Origin of the sequence: Oceanispirochaeta sp., from assembly GCF_027859075.1 — a bacterium.
Taxonomy (GTDB): Bacteria; Spirochaetota; Spirochaetia; order DSM-2461; family DSM-2461; genus Oceanispirochaeta.
In genome coordinates this window covers 1-18,398 of the sequence record NZ_JAQIBL010000145.1, presented here as the reverse complement: position 1 = coordinate 18,398, position 18,398 = coordinate 1, and the positions used below count along the sequence as shown (strand labels likewise).

The window sequence follows — 18,398 nt, the reverse complement described above, 5'->3', positions numbered from 1 at the left end:
TTTTGGAATAATTCCCAGACTCCAAGCCCTTGCTGCAGGCTCACGGAATGATTATAAATGAAAAAAGGCAACCCTGAAGGCTGCCTTTTTTTATTTCAATACAGTTAAATAATATTATTATACATAACCCTGAGCCATCATGGCATTGGCTATCTTAATAAAACCACCGATATTTGCACCGATGACATAATTGACAAAGCCTGTCTCATCTTTTCCATGTTTCACACAGGTTTCATGTATGTTCTTCATGATGTCCTGCAGCCTTCCGTCCACTTCTTCTCTAGTCCAGGACAGGCGCATGGAGTTCTGGGTCATCTCAAGACCGGAAACTGCCACACCTCCGGCATTAGCCGCCTTACCGGGACCGAACAATATTTTGGCTTCCAGGAAGACTTCTACAGCTTCTGGTGTAGAAGGCATATTGGCTCCTTCACTGACAACAGTACAACCATTTTTGACCAGAGTCTTTGCATCATCCATATCAATTTCATTCTGGGTGGCACAGGGCAGTGCAATATCACATTGAACGCTCCAGGGCCGTTTACCTTCAAAATAACTGACAGAATATTTTTCAGCATATTCAGAAATTCGTCCCCGTTTGATGTTTTTCAATTCCATCACATAACGCAGTTTTTCTTCATCGATTCCATTGGGATCATAGATGGTTCCGCTGGAATCTGAAAGAGTGACGACTTTCCCTCCCAATTCCAGGACCTTTTCGACAGCATACTGAGCGACATTACCTGAGCCGGAGATGGCTACGGTCTTCCCTTTAAAGCTGTCATTTTTAGTATTCAGCATTTCACTGGCAAAATAAACGGCACCATACCCGGTAGCCTCCGGTCTGATAAGACTTCCGCCCCACTCCAGTCCTTTCCCTGTCAGGATGCCGGTGAATTCATTCCTGATCCGTTTATACTGTCCAAACATATAACCTATTTCACGGCCGCCGACTCCAATATCTCCGGCAGGAACATCTGTATTGGGGCCGATGTGGCGTTGAAGTTCTGTCATAAAGGACTGACAGAAGCGCATGACCTCATTGTCTGATTTTCCCTTAGGATCAAAATCAGAACCTCCCTTTCCACCACCCATAGGCAGAGTGGTCAGACTGTTTTTAAAGGCCTGTTCAAAGGCCAGAAATTTCAAGATTCCAAGATTGACTGTGGGGTGAAACCTCAGTCCCCCTTTATATGGACCGATCGCGCTGTTCATTTCAATCCTGAATCCGCGATTAATCTGGATGTTTCCCTTATCATCAAACCAGGGAATACGGAACATGATGACCCGTTCGGGCTCAGTCATTCTTTCCAAAACTTTTGCAAATTTATATTCAGGATTTTCCTCAAGAAAAGGCATCAGCGATTCTACGACTTCCTTGACGGCCTGATGGAATTCTGTTTCACCTTGATTCCTGGCAATCACCTTGGCCATGAACTCGTTTACTTGTACATCTAAAATATTCGGCATATAAAACCCCTCTATCAATTGATTCAGTTTTTGATTGTAGGATGTATTAATAAATCATTTTTTATCAAAGAGGGAGGTATAAGAACAAAATTAAGTGAAACACTGAGATAATTCAGTAATTCCCTTAAGACATTATATTTTGATGATATTGTTCCGGATGCCGAATTTAACCAGATCCACAGCGGTTTTCAGATTTAATTTCTGCATTATATGATTTTTATGGGACTCTACAGTTCTGACACTGATATAGAGCTTCTCTGAAATTTCATTGTTTGTCTGACTACTGCCCCAGAGCTTCAGGATTTCCAACTCTCTGGAACTCAGGGTGTTTACAGTCTTGTTCTGTTCCAGTGTCTCATCTGTCTGAAGATCTGAAATGTATTTTTTCAGCAGAAGCTGTGTGATCGATTTACTAAAATAGTCATGACCGCTGCGAAGAGTGTAGATGGCCTCAATAAGATCATTCCTGTCGCAGTCCTTTGATAAAAACCCTTTTGCCCCTGTTTTAATTGTTTTCAGAATTGTACTCTCATTCTCTGATTCTGAAAGGATAAGAACCCGGATCTTAGGGTAGAGTCTATCCAGTTGCTCTGAAAGTTTTAAGACGGGAGCATCCAGTTCGGGTAGATAAAAGATAAGAATATTGATCTGCCTCAAGCCAAAATATTTTAGTAGTTTCTCCATCGAGTTCTCTTTGAGAGAAACCTGTATATCCTCTATATTTTCCATCAACTGACAAAGGCCCTGGAGGATCAGCCTGTGCTCACAGAATATTCCGACTTTGATAATATCCATATCTATTCGTTTACCACTACAATTGATTCTTTGATCTTTCCGTCCATCAATATCCTCAATGAATTTTCAAACCTAACATGTCTGAAATACTTAGTTTTATGAATCTCTTTTTGCCGGCATAAGCTGGACCAATTCACAAATTCTGAATCTGAATCTGAATCTGAATCTGAAACAGTATTCACAGAAAAGTAGCCGATATTCATGGATGTTACGTTATGAAAAAAATGAGACCCCAGGGAAGAATCAAGAGGAAAATTGGCCAGGCTGATTTCCACAATGATTTTGGCATTAGAAATTTGTGCCCAATTGACAGGAATTCCCAAAAAGGGATCCCGTGTTCCCCATCTCCCGGGGCCGATCAGGATATACTGGCGGTTCTCTTTTGACATAAGACTGTTCAGATATTCAATTTCACTGACCATTTCCAGTGTTTTCATTTTATTGAAATTTTCATTCTCAACATAAATCACATCATGAATGTCCTGAATCTCTCCATTTCCGAGGCTGGTTTTGGTATAAAGAAGGGTTTTCGACTTTTTGAATTGGTTTATATCAAATTTGATCCTGGCCTGGCTGTCTACAATGGGTTTGGTTTGCAACAGGTAAAATGTGGGGAGTCCATTTTCTGCCTTGTTCAAATCCACGGCGTACTCTATTTCAATGGGTGATCCCAGGGCCTCTTTGATTGTATTGAGCAGAATCTCCAGGGTTCCGGCCAGGGGGATATAGTCGTATTTTAGAATATTGGCAAAATTCAGGATTCTGGGACCGGCTTTTGATAGTCCAGGGATAACTCTGTCATTTTGCTGATCATAGACTGAGGCACAGTGTTTCAGGGTCCCGTGTTTTTCGGCTTCGCTGATATCCAGCAGAGTCAGGGACGCCAGCTCTCCATCCCTGGCATAGTCTACATGGTCTTTCCGGCAATCAAGAGCATAAAATTTTACCTGAGAACTACTGATCAGGTCTTTTACAGAATACATTTCCACATTGGGGTAAATAGGAGAAAAGCGGTATGAACTCATTCCCTCCACGACATATGACCCGAGACCCAGGGCAGCCATGGCAAAGCCTTCCTCAGGTTTCATATGGGCCACAGGATAGTAATTGTATGAACTGGCTGTTCCGCTGATATGAGGATAGTAGTAATCTCCAGACTTCTGGCCCACCAGTTCCTGTAGTACTACGGCCATTTTCTCATCTTCTGCCTTGTGATGGGTGGCCCGGAAGTAAGATTTAGCCTCCGGAGAAAAAACAGAAGCAAAAACAAGTTTGATGGCCTGTTTTAGTTTCATGAGAATATGGTCCTTCCGATTGGGGCCGTTCGGTATGATATAGGTGTGAAAAACACCGGCAAAGGGTTGTGTAAAAGAATCTTCTGAAAGACTGGATGACCTGATGGCGATGGGTTTGTCAACATGCTCGATAAAGAAAGAAAGCTTCTTTACCAGTGCCGGAGATAAATGACCCGATAGAAACTGCTGTTTAATAAAATCAAAATTGACTCCCTCGCCAACGATCAAATCATAGAGTTTATTCTCATGAATAAAGGAATCAAACTCATCCGTACAAATGATGACTGTTCTGGGTGTCCTGATATTGATCATCTCCGACAGGGGGGCAAAATCAATGTTGTAAATCAGGGTATTGATGAAGGCCAATCCCCTTCCCTTACCGCCAAAGGAACCGTCTGCAAAGGTAATGATGTTTTTATCTTCAATCTTCAACACTTCTTCAAATCGAAATATTTTACCTTTTTTCTTTGAGTCCCAATAATCATCCAGCATTTCAAGGATTGTCTGCCTCTGGGCAGAGACATCATCCAGACTCTCTATTTTTAATGGGTTGAGAATCTTAGCCAGCTGGATTTCCCCTCTTGCCATCAGCCAGATAGAATACTGGTTTTCTTTGGCATGGAGGTAAAAGGTTTCATCCGGGATGATTGCCAGTTGTTCTTCAAACTCTCTGAGAGTTTTGGCTTTGGAAATCTGATTCCCAGCCTTGTCCCGGAAGATGAAATCACCGAATCCAAGATAATAGTTCATGTATTTTTTCAGGTCATTTAAAAGAGTTTCTGAATTTTTATTGATAAAATAGACACCCAGATCATCGGCTTTTTTGATGTTCTTATTTTCTGAAGACTGTAGAATGATAGGAATATTCAACATATGAGACTTAACATATTTTATGAACTTGATGCCCGCTGATTTATCGATGGTTCCTTCTTTCTCATACTCAATGTCGGAGATGACACAGAGGAGATAATCTTTATAACGGTTGTATAAATGCATGGCATCTTCATAATTTCTTGCCAGTAGAATTTTGGGCCTGGATCTCATCTTACAGATTTTATCAAGCTCATTTTTTTCCACTTCCGGTAAAAGCTGCTGAACCTGACCAAAAACAATGGCATAGAGAATCTGCAGATATTTTGAATAATACAATGCCGAATCCTCAATGAGTAAAATCACTCGAACAAGGCCGACTTTCGTATCATTGGCAACATTGGCTTTATCTTCAATGGATTTCACAATGGCAAATATGATCTGGGAATCACCATTCCAGAAAAAAAGTTTGTCCAATGTCTTTGAAGAGTCCACCAATTCTTCAAAATATTTGATGTTCCGTTTCTGGTTCAGTAAAAGATACACCGGAAGGGAAGGTACTTTTTGCTTGATTTTTTCACTCAGCACCAGAGGGGCATCCCTATCTAAACCGACCATCAGGACAACCAGGTCAAAGGATTTGGTATCCATCATATCCAATGCCTCTGCAGCCGTCGTAACCCCTGTTATCCGCGGCAGGGAAAACAAGCTGTATTGATATATCTCTCCCATAAACCGTTCAAAAAAGCCATCTTCACTTTCAAGGATGAACGCATCATAGAGGGTGGCGACAAAGAGGATTTCCTTCACCTTATATTTCATCATATCCAGGTAGATATATTTATCGAGGACCTGTTGATTAAAGAACAACTGGAGAGGCTGCTTATTGGTCACCAGAGATTTTTTGTACTCTTCCTGCTTTTCAATCTCAATTTTCTTATGAATGTTCCGTCTATAGATGTCGCGGCCCTTACTGTTGTTGAGAAAACCGCTGATCAATTTCCCGAGATTTATCAGCAGCTCTCTCTCCTCTTTAAGAAAGGGTCCCTCATAGGATTTTGGAAATTCTTTGAGATAGACAACCTGAATGTATCCCTTCTTATTATCGATGGTTACAAAGTTCTCCTTCTGGCTCCAGGATGTTTCCCGGAACCCGGGGGTCATATAATCTTTCCCTTCATAATGAATATTGACTCTGGTATGCCGGGGGTATTGCCAGGATCGGCTGAGGTTTTCAGCTATGGCAGACAGTGTTTCTTCCACCGGTTTTAAATCGGCAATCAGCTGAGATGTCTTATTGATGGCTTTCAGTTCTTTTAAACGCTCTTTGTTCTCGGATAATAACGTTTTTAATACATCCGAACCGGCCGAACCGGAAATCAGGTTGGAGAGATTGACCAGTAAATCCCGTTCTTCCTTAAGAAAAGGTCCTTCATCCTCCTGGGGAGACTCTTTAAGAAGGAATATTTCGATAAGGCCTTTCTTATCCCCCGGAGCCGCGAAGACCTGGCTTTGCTTCCATTGACTTTCCCGAAACCCGGGGCTGACAAAGACCTTGTTGTTGAATGTTATCCTGATGACCGTGAATTCAGGATATTTCCATGCTTCCGGCAAAACACAACACAACTTTTCCAGTGATTCTTCGATGGAGGAACTCTGCTTTAAAATTTCTGATGTTCTGTTGATGCCCCTCAGTTCCTTTAAGCGCTCTGTGTTGAAAACAAGCAGCTCCTGCAATGACCGGTTTGAATAGGTCCCGGAGATGATGGAAGCCAGAATATCCAGGAGTGTTCTTTCCTCTTTTAAAAAGGGCCCCTCATAGGAGAGTGGAAATTCTTTCAGATAAAAAATTTCAATCATTCCCTTTTTATAATCCGGGGTCTCAAAAAACTGTTTCATTGTCCAGGGGGTTTCTCTGAAGGCCGGGCATTCAAATACCTGATTATCAAAAATAATCCGGGCCACCGTGTCACTCGGGTACTGCCAGGCTTCGGGTAGTAGACAGCAGATTTCCTGTAAAGAATCCTTCAGAGTACTGTTTTTCTGAAGAATCATATTTGTCAGACTGATGCTTTTAAGCTCTTTGAGACGCTCTTTATTATTATAATACAAAAGTTTGAGCCGTTGATTTGAAATAAATCCCGTCAGCATTTTCATCAGAATCAGGATAAAATCATGACTCAGGAATCTGTCATTCCTCTCGTTTTTCCGGGTATGGAACACTTCAAAAAAGCCGTGAAACTGATCAGGGAAGTCCATAGGGAGTCTTTCAAACCAGGGTGATTCTTCAAAGAAAGGACTGGTATATTCTGCATTTTCCAGGCTGATTCTGACGGCAGCCCCCGGGGATTGGCTTCCAGATTCTGATATCAGTTTGACCATGTCAGACAGGGCTGTTTCAAAGGGTTGATCCTGATCCATCAGAGAGAAAAGACGGCTGATCAGTTCTATTTGTAAGGAGTTAAGCGTCTCATTTTGAACCATAAGTGATACTCCTGAAAATTCGTGTGATTGAAACCAGAGGACTCTGCTATTATGGCCACACCATTGTTTTCAAGTCAATCCGGATTTTTTAGTTCATCCAGTCCTTGATAACCCGAGGCATCAGGATTATTCTTTTATCCAGTAAGGTCAGAGGGAGAGTTTATGAAGAATAATACAGCAGACATGCAATGGCTTCTGAATCCAAACAAGAACAGTGTCTCCTCTATAAAGCAATTCCCTCTTGATGTTGTTCATGATGTCAGAAGGTTTCATTCTCAGATTCCAGGGTACAAAATCTCACCCTTGAAAAATTTGAATAATCTGGCACGCATGTTTGGGGTCGGAGGAATCTGGATCAAAGATGAGGCCGAGCGATTGGAGTTGAATTCCTTCAAAGTTCTGGGCGGATCCTTTGCTCTGTATAAGTTTATTCAAAAAAAGCTCGGTCTTGACGGGCAGCCCCTCACCTTTGAAACCCTTATCTCTCCCGAGATAAGGCAAAAACTGGGAGATATTACTTTTTCTTCCGCCACTGATGGAAATCATGGAAGAGGCATAGCCTGGGCGGCGGGGAAACTCGGCCATAAATGCGTCATTTATGTGCATTCAGAAACCTCGGCCCCGAGAATCCAGGCGATCCGTGACTATGGAGCCACCGTCAAGATCATAGAAGGAAACTATGATAACGCTGTTCGGCAGATCGTGATAGATTCCGAGAAAAATGGCTGGAATGTCATCTCCGATACTTCCTGGGACGGGTATGAGAAGGTTCCCACCTGGATTATGCAGGGTTATACGACCATGTTTCTTGAGGCTCAGGAGCAGTTCAGTGCCCAGGGAATCATCAAGCCAAGCCATATATTTGTGCAGGCAGGAGTGGGAGCCCTGGCGGCTTCGGTCATTGGTTTTTATCATAGCCTTTTTGCTGAGAATGCTCCCATCTGCATCGTAGTTGAGCCTGAAAAGGCGGACTGTCTCTATGAATCAATAAAAATTAATGATGGAAAACCCCACACGATAACGGGTTCCCTGAATACAATCATGGCCGGGCTGGCCTGCGGGGAGCCGAGTCCTATCGCCTGGGAGATTTTAAAAGAAAAGGCAGATGCTTTTATTTCATGCCCCGATTATATAGCCGCCAAAGGGATGAGAATCTATGCGACTCCCCTGAAGGGTGATCCCTTTATCGTTTCCGGAGAGTCCGGGGCTGTAACCCTGGGGGCTCTTATCGGAATTCTAACGGAGGAAGGGCTCGAGGATCTGAAAAAATCCCTGAACCTGAATGCTCAATCTCAGATACTCCTGATTAATACGGAAGGGAACACTGATCCTGATCTGTTCAGACAGATCATATGGGAAGGCTCCAATCCTGTGCCTAAAGAGTTCTGGTCTGTCAGAAACAAATGAAACGGGTCCCTTATTTGTCAATCTCGAACTTAAACACAATGTCCTGCTCGTAGTTGCCATAGGAGCTGCCGAAAATATTAATCCCGCCGCAAAACTCAGCATCCTCTTTTATCCCGACCCTTACCATGAAAAAATTGCAATTATTGTAATCAATATCTTTTAGCGTGAGAGAACCTGAAGGTTCACCGTCGATGAATGAGCCTTCGGGAGTGATTTTCCAGGTTTTAATAAATCCGAACTGAGTATTCATCAAATCCCACCAGTGGGGAGTCAAACGGCCATAGGTGCTCCCGCAATCTCCCGGAGAGCGCCAGGTTCCCACTTCCTTCCCGTTCAGCCAGAGGGTAATATCCGAGGGCCAGTCATTATTGAACCCGGGATATTCGGAGCAGAGTTCCATGGAAATACTGATACTCTTCACCTTGAAGGATGAGATGGAAAAAGGCCTGGGGAACCTGTACTCACAGAACCCCTTGGTAAACCAGAGAAGCCCGGCGGTGGCTCTTTTAGGATTAAAAAAAGAGTCGGCCTGGTCAAAATACCCGATAATTTCACTTTCGGTGATCAAACCGCAGGGGGCGGATACCTGACAATCCGTATATAATCCAATGGGCATTTCGGTCGTAATAAAGTGATCTTCTTCCAGGTGGGATTCGGGCAGCAGGGGAAGCACCACCTCCTGGTAGGGAATATAACATATTTTCTGAACCCCTTTTGAGGCGGCCTGCTGTTCTGTTTTAACTATATTAGCTTTTTCCAGCAATTGTATATTCACTACACAGGTCGATTGAGGAATTCCCAGAGCCTTGGCGATTTCCCCGACATTCATCTTTTTTTCACCTAACAGCTTTATGATATTGCGCCGCAGTTTAGATGAAAGAGCCCGGGCAATGTCGGCAATCTCATCATCAGATGCCAGATATACTTTATTATTCATTATTTTATCCTGTCTATTACTCAAATTAAGCATAGATTAATCTAATCATCAAGGACGAATCCAGCCGAGTTATCTAGATTATATATCATCTATTATTGATACACAAACCCTTACCATCTTTTAAATCTGTTAAATATGATTATTAATCCTTGACAGTCTTCAATTACACCCATTAAGATTATCCATACCGGATAGACACCGGTATGTATCAACTATTATTGATATATAATAGTAAAAAAATGGAGGACTTATGAAAAAGTTTTTGTATTTGACGGTGATGGCTCTCTTGATCTTCTCTACTCAGCTCTTTGCAGCAGGGCAGCAGGATGAAAAAGCAGTCGTGGAAGTTACGGCAGATGAAGATGCAGCGATTGTCACTGAAGCGGGATCAGGTGATCTCAAACTCATATTCTGGAATGGTTTGACAGGGTCTGATGGCGTAACACTTGATGGAATCATTGAGAACTACACCAAAAAGAACACAGACGTATCTGTCAGAGTAGAGAAAATGGAATGGAGCACCTACTTCGATAAGCTGTTGACAAGCCTTGTTTCCGGGAATCCTCCCGATCTGTTTCTTCTTCATGAATTTGAAATTCCTCAGTTTGCCTCACAGGGAGTTTTGCTGGACACCAGTGATTTTTTCAAACCTGTAGGGCCTATCGATAAAAAAGATTTTGAACCTGCCTATTTGAAAGCTCTCGAATATGAAGGTGGATTCTACGGCGTTCCTCTTGATAGGCACGGGTGGGGTGTCGTGGTTAACAATAAATTGTTCCATGCCGCCGGTATTGACCCCACGATGGTTCCAAAAAATGAAGCTGAATTCATTGCCCTGGCACAGAAGCTGACACTGGATGCCAGCGGTAAGAACGCAACACAGGCTGGATTTGATGCTAAAAATGTTGTTCAATGGGGAACCCATACATCCTGGCTGAAACCTCAATTCCTGACCATTCTATGGCAGAATGGCGGAGACTGGACAGACGGCAAAGGAAACGCCACTTTAAACACAGCCGCGGCAAAATCCTCTTTACAATTTCTCTATGATTTGATCTACAAATATCATGTTGCACCCATTCCTGCAGGATTTGACGGATGGCAGAGTTTTGCCAACGACCAGGTGGCCATCATTCCCGAAGGTTGCTGGATGTTCAACTTCCTTGAAGACAACAAGATGGACTATTCCGTGTGGGAATATCCCCGGATTGGTAAAAAACAGGCTGCCGTCTGGACCAGTGGTCATGTATTCTACATGCCTGCCGGACTTTCCGGTGAGAAACTGGCAGCAGCAAAAGATCTGATTAATTACATGTTTAATAACACAAAAGAATGGGCCACTGCAGGTATGCCTCCTGCCAGCTTGTCTGTTCGAAACTCACTTGATCCTGCGGAGGTTCCTATTGCCGTCACTTACGGAAAAAGTTTTGCAAGACAGGGACGATTTGACCAGGGGCATGTTGCCATTACAGAGATCATAGACAAGGGTTATATGCCCGAGCTTGATGCTTGCCTGAATGGTCTGAAGACTGTTGATGAAGCATTGAATGATGCTAACGACACAGTTCAGTCTATCCTTGACAGAGGTTTCTGATTCTTAAAATAAACCTCCCCTCTGGGGGAGGTTTTTAATATCATTAAGGGAAAATTCAATGGCATCAAAGCGTGTATCAATTAGAAAAATCAAAGATATTGGCGGAAATTATCTCTTTCTTCTGCCTTTCCTCTTCTTCTTTTGCATCTTTACTATCGGCCCCATCTTCTACTCGATGTTTATGAGCCTGCATAAATGGCCGATTCTGGCAGAAGAGCATCCCTTTATCGGTCTCAAGAACTATAGGACTCTTCTGAATGATAAAATATGGTGGCAGGCTCTTCGCAATACAATCTACTTTGCCACCCTTACCGCCATCGCCACGACCATATTCTCATTTATTGTTGCCGATGCAGTGAATAAACCCATCAAAGGGAAGAACTTTTACAGGTTTATTTTCTATACCCCTGTGGTACTTTCGGTGGCGGCCATGGGTATCGTCATGGGATGGGCTTTTAACACACAGTATGGTGTCATTAATGCACTGTTAGGGGTCATTGGGATTACTCCCATCAATTGGCTGGGAGACAAGAACCTGGTCATCCCTACCTTAAGCCTGGCATCCCTGTGGTGGGGGTTTGGCGGTCCCATGCTGATTTTCCTGGCGGGTTTGCAGAATCTTCCGGTCAGCTGCTACGAAGCAGCCAGAATAGATGGAGCCAGCAGCAGGCAGCTCTTCATCAGATTGACAATACCTCTGATGGCACCGTCTCTGCTGTTCATCATCATCACTCAGTTTATTGCCCACCTTCAAGTTTTTGGACAATCCTATCTGATCACCGCCGGTGGTCCGGGCCGTGAGTCCTACACAACTATATATTACCTCTACCATACAGCATGGCGCTATTACCGTATGGGTTATGGAGCGGCTATCGCCATTGGACTGGCTCTGATCATATTTGTGATAACCGGAACTCAGCTCATACTCGGATCTAAAAAAACAAGAATCCAATACTAAAAGGTTAACAAGATGAAAAGAAAAAAAATAAACTACAATGCACTCCTCTTGCAGGGATTCTTGATAATATTAACCATCCTGTGCCTTATCCCACTGGTATTTACATTTAAGGTATCAATGGAGCCAAAGGAGTATGCCTTCAAGGTGCCCTCCCTCATGCTGCACCATCCCTCTTTGAAGAATTATATTGATGTTTTCAAACGCCAGGATCTCATGCTCCCCAACTGGTTCTTCAATTCCCTCTTTGTATCCTCTTCAATGGTAGTTTTGCAGCTCAGCGTTGTGAGCCTGGCAGCCTACGCCTTTGCGAGATTGAAAATGCCTGGGAAAAATCTGCTCTTTATGCTGCTCCTGTTTACGATGATGATTCCGACACAGGTCACCATGATTCCGGTCTATCTGACCATCAAGAACCTCAAACTCCTGGACAATTATCTAGCCCTCTTGTTGCCGGGAATCGCCAGTGTCTTCGGTGTATTTCTAATGCGGCAGTTTTTTTTGACCATTCCCAGAGAGTTTGAGGAATCGGCCATGATCGATGGTGTGGGTAAATTGAGAACCTATTTCAGCATCATGGTTCCCCAGGTGAAATCCGGTCTTATCGCTCTGGGAATCATTACATTCCTGGCAAGCTGGAATGATCTGTTCTGGCCACTGATCGTCATGAACAAGCTGGAGATGAGAACTCTTCCCGTTGGTCTGACCGTCTTAAACGGAACCTATGCGACGGAAAGGTCTCTGGTGTTAGCCGGAGCCTTTATTGCGATTCTGCCGGCATTGATCCTTTACGGGATTTTTCAACGTAAAATTATTGAAGGTACGATGCTGTCCGGTATGGGCGGAAGATAAATTATATAAAAAGAGAGATTAAGATGAGCACTGAGAATACTAAAATAAACGATTACCCCAGACCCGACTTTACAAGAAAACAATGGATTGACCTAAACGGAAAATGGGATTTCGAATGGGACGACAGCAACAGGGGGGAAACGGAACAATGGTTTTCGGATCATAAGTTTCAATCTGAAATACTGGTTCCCTACTGTTACCAGAGCTCCTTAAGCGGCATTCATGATAAAGCCATGCACCCTGTAGTCTGGTATAGGAAAGATTTGATCCTGGATGCAGAATTCCTGGACAAGAGGGTCCTTCTGAACTTCGGTGCCGTTGATTTTGAAACAAAGGTTTGGATCAACGGACAGTTCCTTGGTCAGCACACTGGAGGGAACTGCTCCTTCTCATTTGATGCCAGCCTCCTTCTAAAGAGTGGTAAGAACTCCATTGTCATTAGGGTAGAAGACCAGGCAGATCCGGTACAGCCCCGGGGCAAGCAGAACTGGAGGGAGAAACCTTTTGGATGCTGGTACACCCCCACAACAGGCATTTGGCAGTCCGTCTGGCTTGCAAAAGTGGGGAAAACCTATCTGGAATCCCTTTATATAACTCCGGATATTGATACAAAATCCGCAAAAATGGATCTGTCAATCAGACACTTTACTCCCGGCTTGACCATCAAAGCAGAACTGAATTTTAAAGGAGCGCCCTTTAAAACTATGGAAGTCAGTTCCAACAGCCGCTACCCCGTTATCACCGTCAACATCGATATCGATGACGAACTGGACTCTGATTTCCTCTGGAACCCCGAGAACCCCAATCTGTTTGATGTGAAAATATCACTGTTGAATCAAGGGATGCTAGTTGACTCGGTATCGTCCTACTTCGGGATGAGAAAGATATCCATTCAAAAGGGTGTGATCCTCCTGAATAATGTCCCCTACCTTCAGAAGCTGATATTGGACCAGGGATACTGGGAGAATGGTCTCCTGACGGCTCCCTCGGATGACGCCCTGAAAGAGGATATTCTGAAAGCCAAAGCCATGGGTTTTAACGGCGCCAGAAAGCATCAGAAGATGGAAGATCCCCGTTACTACTACTGGGCCGACAGGCTGGGATTCCTTGTATGGGGTGAAATGCCCAGTAACTATCATTTTTCCAGGAAAGGAATTGAGTTGATCGCTACTGAGTGGCAGGATTTCATAAAAAGGTCTTATAACCATCCTTCAATTGTGGCCTGGGTTCCAGTCAATGAATCCTGGGGTGTCTGGAATATCATCGTAGACAAACAGAAACAGCAGTTTTGCGACATGCTGTATCATCTGACCAAGTCACTCGACCCCAGCCGCATTGTCAGCAGCAATGACGGTTGGGAACAGGGAAAGTCGGACATCTGCGCCATACACGACTATACAGCCGACGGGAAAGACTTTCTGGAAAAAGCAAGCCGGAAAGAAAAGTATCTGGAAACCTATTCAGATTCGCGATTCATTTACGCCCAGGGGTATAAATACGAAGGACAGCCGGTGATTCTCACCGAATACGGTGGAATTGCTTTCGATGACGGCCTGGAAGGCTGGGGCTATCAGGGCAAGGTGAAAAACGAGGCTGAGTTCCTGGACAGATTCAAGTCCATCACCGAGGCAATCCTGCAGACCGGGTATTTCTTTGGATTCTGCTACACCCAACTCACAGATGTACAGCAGGAGATCAACGGACTTTTGAGACCTGACCGCAGTTTTAAGGTGGCTCCGGAAAAAATCAAAAAAATTCTGGATGGCCTGAGATAAAAACCTTACATCGCTTTGCAGGGATATTGATTCTGATCGGCCTTTTTTCCTGCCATTCCCTTAAGAGAGATCAAGACCCTGCCCCGTTGATTCAGACCTCGGCCTCCCGACAGGTCTGGGGCGGTTTTGAGATCCCCGACCTTGAGGCTCTCAAAGGATTGAAATGGTCGGAACAGGATGCTTTTCGCTGGTATAAGGATAAAGGATGGATCAACGGAGCCAACTTTCTGCCCTCCACCGCGGGAAACATGCTGGAAATGTGGAATGCCGAGACCTTTGACCCGGACACAATCAGACGGGAGCTGGGATGGGCCTCCGAGTTGGGGATGAATACGATGCGCGTCTTCCTTCCCTATATTTTATGGAAGGAAGACTCACTGGCTTTAATCTCCCGGATAAACCTCTACCTGGACATCGCCGCAAAACAGAATATAAAGACAGTCTTCGTCCTCTTTGATTCGGTGTGGCACCCCTACCCGGAAACCGGAAAACAGCCCGAACCACTGCCGGGCATCCATAACTCCATCTGGGTTCAGTCCCCAGGTCTTCAGTTTGTGATGGACCCCGAAGAGTATTCCTCACTTAAAGACTATGTTCAGGGCATCATGGGTCACTACTCACAGGACGAAAGAGTCTTATTTTGGGACTTGATGAATGAACCGGACAATGGAAATATCCCCCGGTATAACAAGATGCAGCCTCAGTTTAAAAACCAGTACATCTACCGCCTGCTGTCTCTGACCTTCCTATGGGCCAGAGAGTCTCATCCCGATCAGCCCCTGACGGCAGGAGTGTGGACGGATGACTGGAGCCGGGAGAGCAGTATGCCCTTTGTCCGCCTCCAGCTGGATGCCTCTGATATCATCAGCTTTCATGTGTATGATGATCTGAAGGGAAGTAAAAACAGAGTGGATCAACTCCTCCCCTACAACCGGCCCCTTATCTGCACAGAATATATGGCCAGAACCATCGGCTCCACCCTCATAGACATTGCACCCTACTTCCAGAAGAACCATATCGGAGCCATTCACTGGGGGCTGGTGTCCGGCAGATCCCAAACCATATATCCCTGGGATTCCTGGCAGAATCCCTTCACGGAAGAGCCGGCTGTCTGGTTTCATGATATTCTTCGACCCGATGGGACTCCCTTTGACCTCAGGGAATCAAAACTTTTTCAAAAATTGAATCAAAAATAACAAGCTGGCGGAGGGTTCATCTTCTGGGATGACTACTGGAGCAGCTGTTATGATCAGTGCAACCATTGAATAAACAGTACAATGCCTCCGGTAGAGGTCGTGCTGACCTTCAGCCCTCAGGCATCAGGCGATCTTGAAACAACGGTTAGTGTACTGGTAGATGGTATTACTGATCCCTTTGTCCTGCCCCTCACAGGGGAAGGGAATTATGCACCGACTGTAAAATTCGGGATACAGGTCACTGGAGCAGGAACAGCAGATGCGAATGGATTTTATGAACGGGATGGATTTCACACTTCTAATTCTGAAACAAGGCCTTTGTATACAAAAGCCGGTTCAGTGAATTTCTACTGTTATATTCACCCATGGGATGGAGATGTCTGGGGTATCGATAATACCTTGACGGCAGGGGGAAGCAATCCCGATCCACAATACGCTCAACATACATATCCATCAACGATGGTTCCACCGGAAACTGGTTGGTTGGATAACTCAGCCGATGACATTCCACCCAGTCTTACAATATATGATATCAAGGGAACGAACGCTCAAGTATAAGAATAAGCAGCTTAAGCCGGAGGCCAGATCCTTATCGGCTTGAGTTGTTAATTATTAATACACAATCACGAACACCCTGGAATATAAAGAAACATACAATTACCAGAGGATTCCTGGGCCGAATCTTCATTCAGCCTCAGTTCTTCACTTCACTTCTCACCAATAATATGATTTAATGTACATTATTGAGGAGTTCTAATTCACCTATAGGAGTATTCTTATGAAAAAGAATGCATTAAATCTTATTTGTATAGGCTTGATTATTGTTGCTTCAATTATTTCATGTACCAATGGAAATACACCTTCCGAAACTGCGCTCGATGCAACATCGCCTATTGTATTCACGATTGATGGAACTGAATATGAAACTGAGGCCTCTTATGACTTTGGTTTTGTAGACCCGGATAGCACGGGTATTACAAAAACGATTACCTTGAAGAATACCGGCGATAATGAAATTACTGTGACCAGCATTACTCTTTCGGATGATGTAAACTATTCTTTGACAATTCCCGCTCTCCCCTCCACGACAGCCGTTGATGGTACAGCAGAAGTCGTGCTGACCTTCAGACCTCAGGGATCGGGCGACCTGAACGCTACTGTCAGTATACAAGTGGATGGGATAGATGATCCTTTTGTCCTGAACCTTACGGGGGAAGGAAATTATGCCCCTACTGTCAAATTTGGGATAAAGGTCAGCGGGGCAGGCACTGATAATGCCAATGGGTTTTATGAGAGGCTTGGATTTAAAAATCTCTATCCTTATTATGAAACAACCACTATTCCAAAATACTATTGCTTCTATAAAGATCCTAATACCGGTTGGGTTGTGAGCAGTTCCATAGACACCCTTCCTGAATACTCTGTTTTGGACGATGTTAGGGATCCTATGGTTCCTCCGACTTCTGGATGGGTCATTGCATCAGGAGACTCTCCGGCACCGTCACTCACCTTACATGACATAGCCGAAACAGAAAACGCTGTAGAGCTACCGCTTACTGCCAATTATCTCTATAGCGATGCAGAGGGTGATGCAGAAGCATCAACAACCTACCAGTGGTACAATTCTTCTGATGGTGAAAACTTTACTGAAATATCAGGGGCAACATCAAAAATCTATGAGTCGGTTTCATCAAAGTCCGAGTATAATCCGCCTGAAAGTGAATACTATAAGGTTGAAATAACCCCTGTGGCATCAACTGGTTCTAATTCAGATACATCCTTTATGAGCAGTTCGACCATTGAAATCATCATTGAAGAACCTCAAGTTTAAGGCGAGACCAGTGAAGAATAAACAAACCATCATGAGATTACCGGTCCAAAACTTTTCGGATTTTATCGGCAATCTCTGATTTTGAGTATGGTTTATTCAGGTATGACTTTCTGTTCCCCCTGGTTGTATCATCGACGGAGCTGTTTGGTCCGTAGCCGGAACAGATAATGATGGGGAGATCCTCCCGGACGAGACTGATTTGATGGCTGAGTTTCTCTCCACTCATCCCGGGCATCATCATATCTGTAATGACAAGATCAAAATCATAAGGATTCTGTTGGAAGACCTCCAGGGCTTCCATGCTGTCTGTCATGCTGGTAACCCTGTATCCGAGTGCGGATAGAATCAAATCTCCAAGCTGAGCAATAACAGGCTCATCATCAACCAGTAATATCCGTTCATTCCCCTTTGGGATGATTTTAAAATTGTTCTCTTTCTGACTCAATGTATTCTCCGTTTCAGGTAGAAAAATAATAGAATTGGTTCCCCGTCCATCGCGACTTTCTACCTCTATGGTTCCCCCATAACTCTCAACAATCCCATGAACGACTGCGAGTCCCAACCCTTTGCCATCCCCGATTTTTTTTGTTGTGAAATAGGGTTCAAAGATAGAATTGATTATATCGGGGGGTATCTCTGCACCTGTATCCGAAATAAGAATTCGGATGTATTCTTCCGTGTCAGCTATCTTATTCTCCTCTCCATCACGGACCCTCTCGTTTTCAACCATTTAAATGTTTAAGATTCCACCATTATTTTAAGATGCTCTTTTAGTACTGGATGATCCTGAACAATGCCCAATGAAAGTTCTGTATACCCCATATTCGACATAAGATTATTAAAATCATGAGCGATACCTCCGGAAAAATTCACCTAAATATTCTTCTTTAAAATCCTTTTGAAGGATGCCGGATCATCCTCTAACTGCATATTAAACAGATGAGGTATATTTTTTTATATAATGGATTCAATAAGTTCCACTGCATACTCAAATAAG

At 43.9% G+C, this 18,398-nt stretch carries 14 protein-coding genes; 8 read left to right on the top strand and 6 right to left on the bottom strand.

All coding sequences use genetic code 11. The features are described 5' to 3' along the window. Positions 1–117: 117 nt before the first annotated feature. From gdhA to PF479_RS08340, 3 genes are all read right to left on the bottom strand, one after another. Positions 118–1,470 (bottom strand): NADP-specific glutamate dehydrogenase, encoded by a 1,353-nt coding sequence (gene gdhA / locus PF479_RS08350; RefSeq protein WP_298004821.1) that lies wholly within the window; start codon positions 1,468–1,470, stop codon positions 118–120. Positions 1,471–1,602: 132 nt separating this feature from the next. Beyond that, a complete protein-coding gene (locus PF479_RS08345) occupies positions 1,603–2,265 on the bottom strand; it encodes a response regulator transcription factor (RefSeq protein ID WP_298004818.1) in 663 nt (220 codons plus the stop codon). Positions 2,266–2,267: 2 nt separating this feature from the next. Further along, positions 2,268–6,854, bottom strand: a complete 4,587-nt coding sequence (locus PF479_RS08340; RefSeq protein ID WP_298004815.1) for a PEP/pyruvate-binding domain-containing protein — start codon at positions 6,852–6,854, stop codon at positions 2,268–2,270. A gap of 162 nt (positions 6,855–7,016) precedes the next feature. On the opposite strand from PF479_RS08340, the gene PF479_RS08335 reads away from it, so the two are divergent. Continuing rightward, positions 7,017–8,261 carry a diaminopropionate ammonia-lyase gene (locus tag PF479_RS08335; protein WP_298004812.1) on the top strand — a complete coding sequence of 415 codons (1,245 nt, stop codon included), beginning with the start codon at positions 7,017–7,019 and terminating at the stop codon, positions 8,259–8,261. 10 nt (positions 8,262–8,271) lie between these two features. Here the strand turns inward: PF479_RS08335 and PF479_RS08330 are convergent, their stop codons facing one another. Further along, positions 8,272–9,198, bottom strand: a complete 927-nt coding sequence (locus PF479_RS08330) for a helix-turn-helix domain-containing protein (protein WP_298004809.1) — start codon at positions 9,196–9,198, stop codon at positions 8,272–8,274. Positions 9,199–9,448: 250 nt separating this feature from the next. Between PF479_RS08330 and PF479_RS08325 the strand changes: the two genes are divergently transcribed. The 7 genes from PF479_RS08325 to PF479_RS08295 all read left to right on the top strand — a co-directional run bounded on the left by PF479_RS08325 (position 9,449) and on the right by PF479_RS08295 (position 17,401). Next, positions 9,449–10,792 carry an ABC transporter substrate-binding protein gene (locus tag PF479_RS08325; RefSeq protein WP_298004806.1) on the top strand — a complete coding sequence of 448 codons (1,344 nt, stop codon included), beginning with the start codon at positions 9,449–9,451 and terminating at the stop codon, positions 10,790–10,792. A 58-nt stretch (positions 10,793–10,850) separates the two neighbouring features. Next, entirely contained in the window at positions 10,851–11,750 is a 900-nt protein-coding gene (locus PF479_RS08320; RefSeq protein WP_298004803.1) for a carbohydrate ABC transporter permease, read from the top strand. A gap of 12 nt (positions 11,751–11,762) precedes the next feature. Beyond that, the gene (locus PF479_RS08315; protein ID WP_298004800.1) at positions 11,763–12,599 is read left to right on the top strand and encodes a carbohydrate ABC transporter permease; all 837 of its coding nucleotides are present in this window, start codon (positions 11,763–11,765) and stop codon (positions 12,597–12,599) included. 23 nt (positions 12,600–12,622) lie between these two features. Then, on the top strand, positions 12,623–14,374 hold the full coding sequence (locus PF479_RS08310; protein ID WP_298004798.1) for a glycoside hydrolase family 2 protein: 1,752 nt from the start codon (positions 12,623–12,625) through the stop codon (positions 14,372–14,374). Positions 14,375–14,400: 26 nt separating this feature from the next. Further along, entirely contained in the window at positions 14,401–15,570 is a 1,170-nt protein-coding gene (locus tag PF479_RS08305; protein ID WP_298004795.1) for a cellulase family glycosylhydrolase, read from the top strand. 81 nt (positions 15,571–15,651) lie between these two features. Further along, positions 15,652–16,128, top strand: coding sequence for a hypothetical protein (locus PF479_RS08300; protein WP_298004792.1), 477 nt, complete (start codon positions 15,652–15,654; stop codon positions 16,126–16,128). A 220-nt stretch (positions 16,129–16,348) separates the two neighbouring features. Continuing rightward, positions 16,349–17,401 carry a DUF1573 domain-containing protein gene (locus PF479_RS08295; protein WP_298004789.1) on the top strand — a complete coding sequence of 351 codons (1,053 nt, stop codon included), beginning with the start codon at positions 16,349–16,351 and terminating at the stop codon, positions 17,399–17,401. A 37-nt stretch (positions 17,402–17,438) separates the two neighbouring features. Here the strand turns inward: PF479_RS08295 and PF479_RS08290 are convergent, their stop codons facing one another. Then, entirely contained in the window at positions 17,439–18,131 is a 693-nt protein-coding gene (locus PF479_RS08290) for a response regulator (protein WP_298004786.1), read from the bottom strand. An 8-nt stretch (positions 18,132–18,139) separates the two neighbouring features. Then, on the bottom strand, positions 18,140–18,274 hold the full coding sequence (locus PF479_RS08285; protein ID WP_298004784.1) for a hypothetical protein: 135 nt from the start codon (positions 18,272–18,274) through the stop codon (positions 18,140–18,142). Positions 18,275–18,398: the final 124 nt, after the last annotated feature.

Excerpts from the sequence above, each read along its gene's own strand:
- PF479_RS08295 (WP_298004789.1), top strand. The coding sequence starts at position 16,349 with ATGAAAAAGAATGCATTAAATCTTATTTGTATAGGCTTGATTATTGTT.
- PF479_RS08325 (WP_298004806.1), top strand. The coding sequence starts at position 9,449 with ATGAAAAAGTTTTTGTATTTGACGGTGATGGCTCTCTTGATCTTCTCT.
- PF479_RS08315 (WP_298004800.1), top strand. The coding sequence starts at position 11,763 with ATGAAAAGAAAAAAAATAAACTACAATGCACTCCTCTTGCAGGGATTC.
- gdhA (WP_298004821.1), bottom strand. The coding sequence starts at position 1,470 with ATGCCGAATATTTTAGATGTACAAGTAAACGAGTTCATGGCCAAGGTG.
- PF479_RS08290 (WP_298004786.1), bottom strand. The coding sequence starts at position 18,131 with ATGGTTGAAAACGAGAGGGTCCGTGATGGAGAGGAGAATAAGATAGCT.
- PF479_RS08345 (WP_298004818.1), bottom strand. The coding sequence starts at position 2,265 with ATGGATATTATCAAAGTCGGAATATTCTGTGAGCACAGGCTGATCCTC.
- PF479_RS08310 (WP_298004798.1), top strand. The coding sequence starts at position 12,623 with ATGAGCACTGAGAATACTAAAATAAACGATTACCCCAGACCCGACTTT.
- PF479_RS08320 (WP_298004803.1), top strand. The coding sequence starts at position 10,851 with ATGGCATCAAAGCGTGTATCAATTAGAAAAATCAAAGATATTGGCGGA.
- PF479_RS08330 (WP_298004809.1), bottom strand. The coding sequence starts at position 9,198 with ATGAATAATAAAGTATATCTGGCATCTGATGATGAGATTGCCGACATT.
- PF479_RS08340 (WP_298004815.1), bottom strand. The coding sequence starts at position 6,854 with ATGGTTCAAAATGAGACGCTTAACTCCTTACAAATAGAACTGATCAGC.
- PF479_RS08335 (WP_298004812.1), top strand. The coding sequence starts at position 7,017 with ATGAAGAATAATACAGCAGACATGCAATGGCTTCTGAATCCAAACAAG.
- PF479_RS08300 (WP_298004792.1), top strand. The coding sequence starts at position 15,652 with ATGCCTCCGGTAGAGGTCGTGCTGACCTTCAGCCCTCAGGCATCAGGC.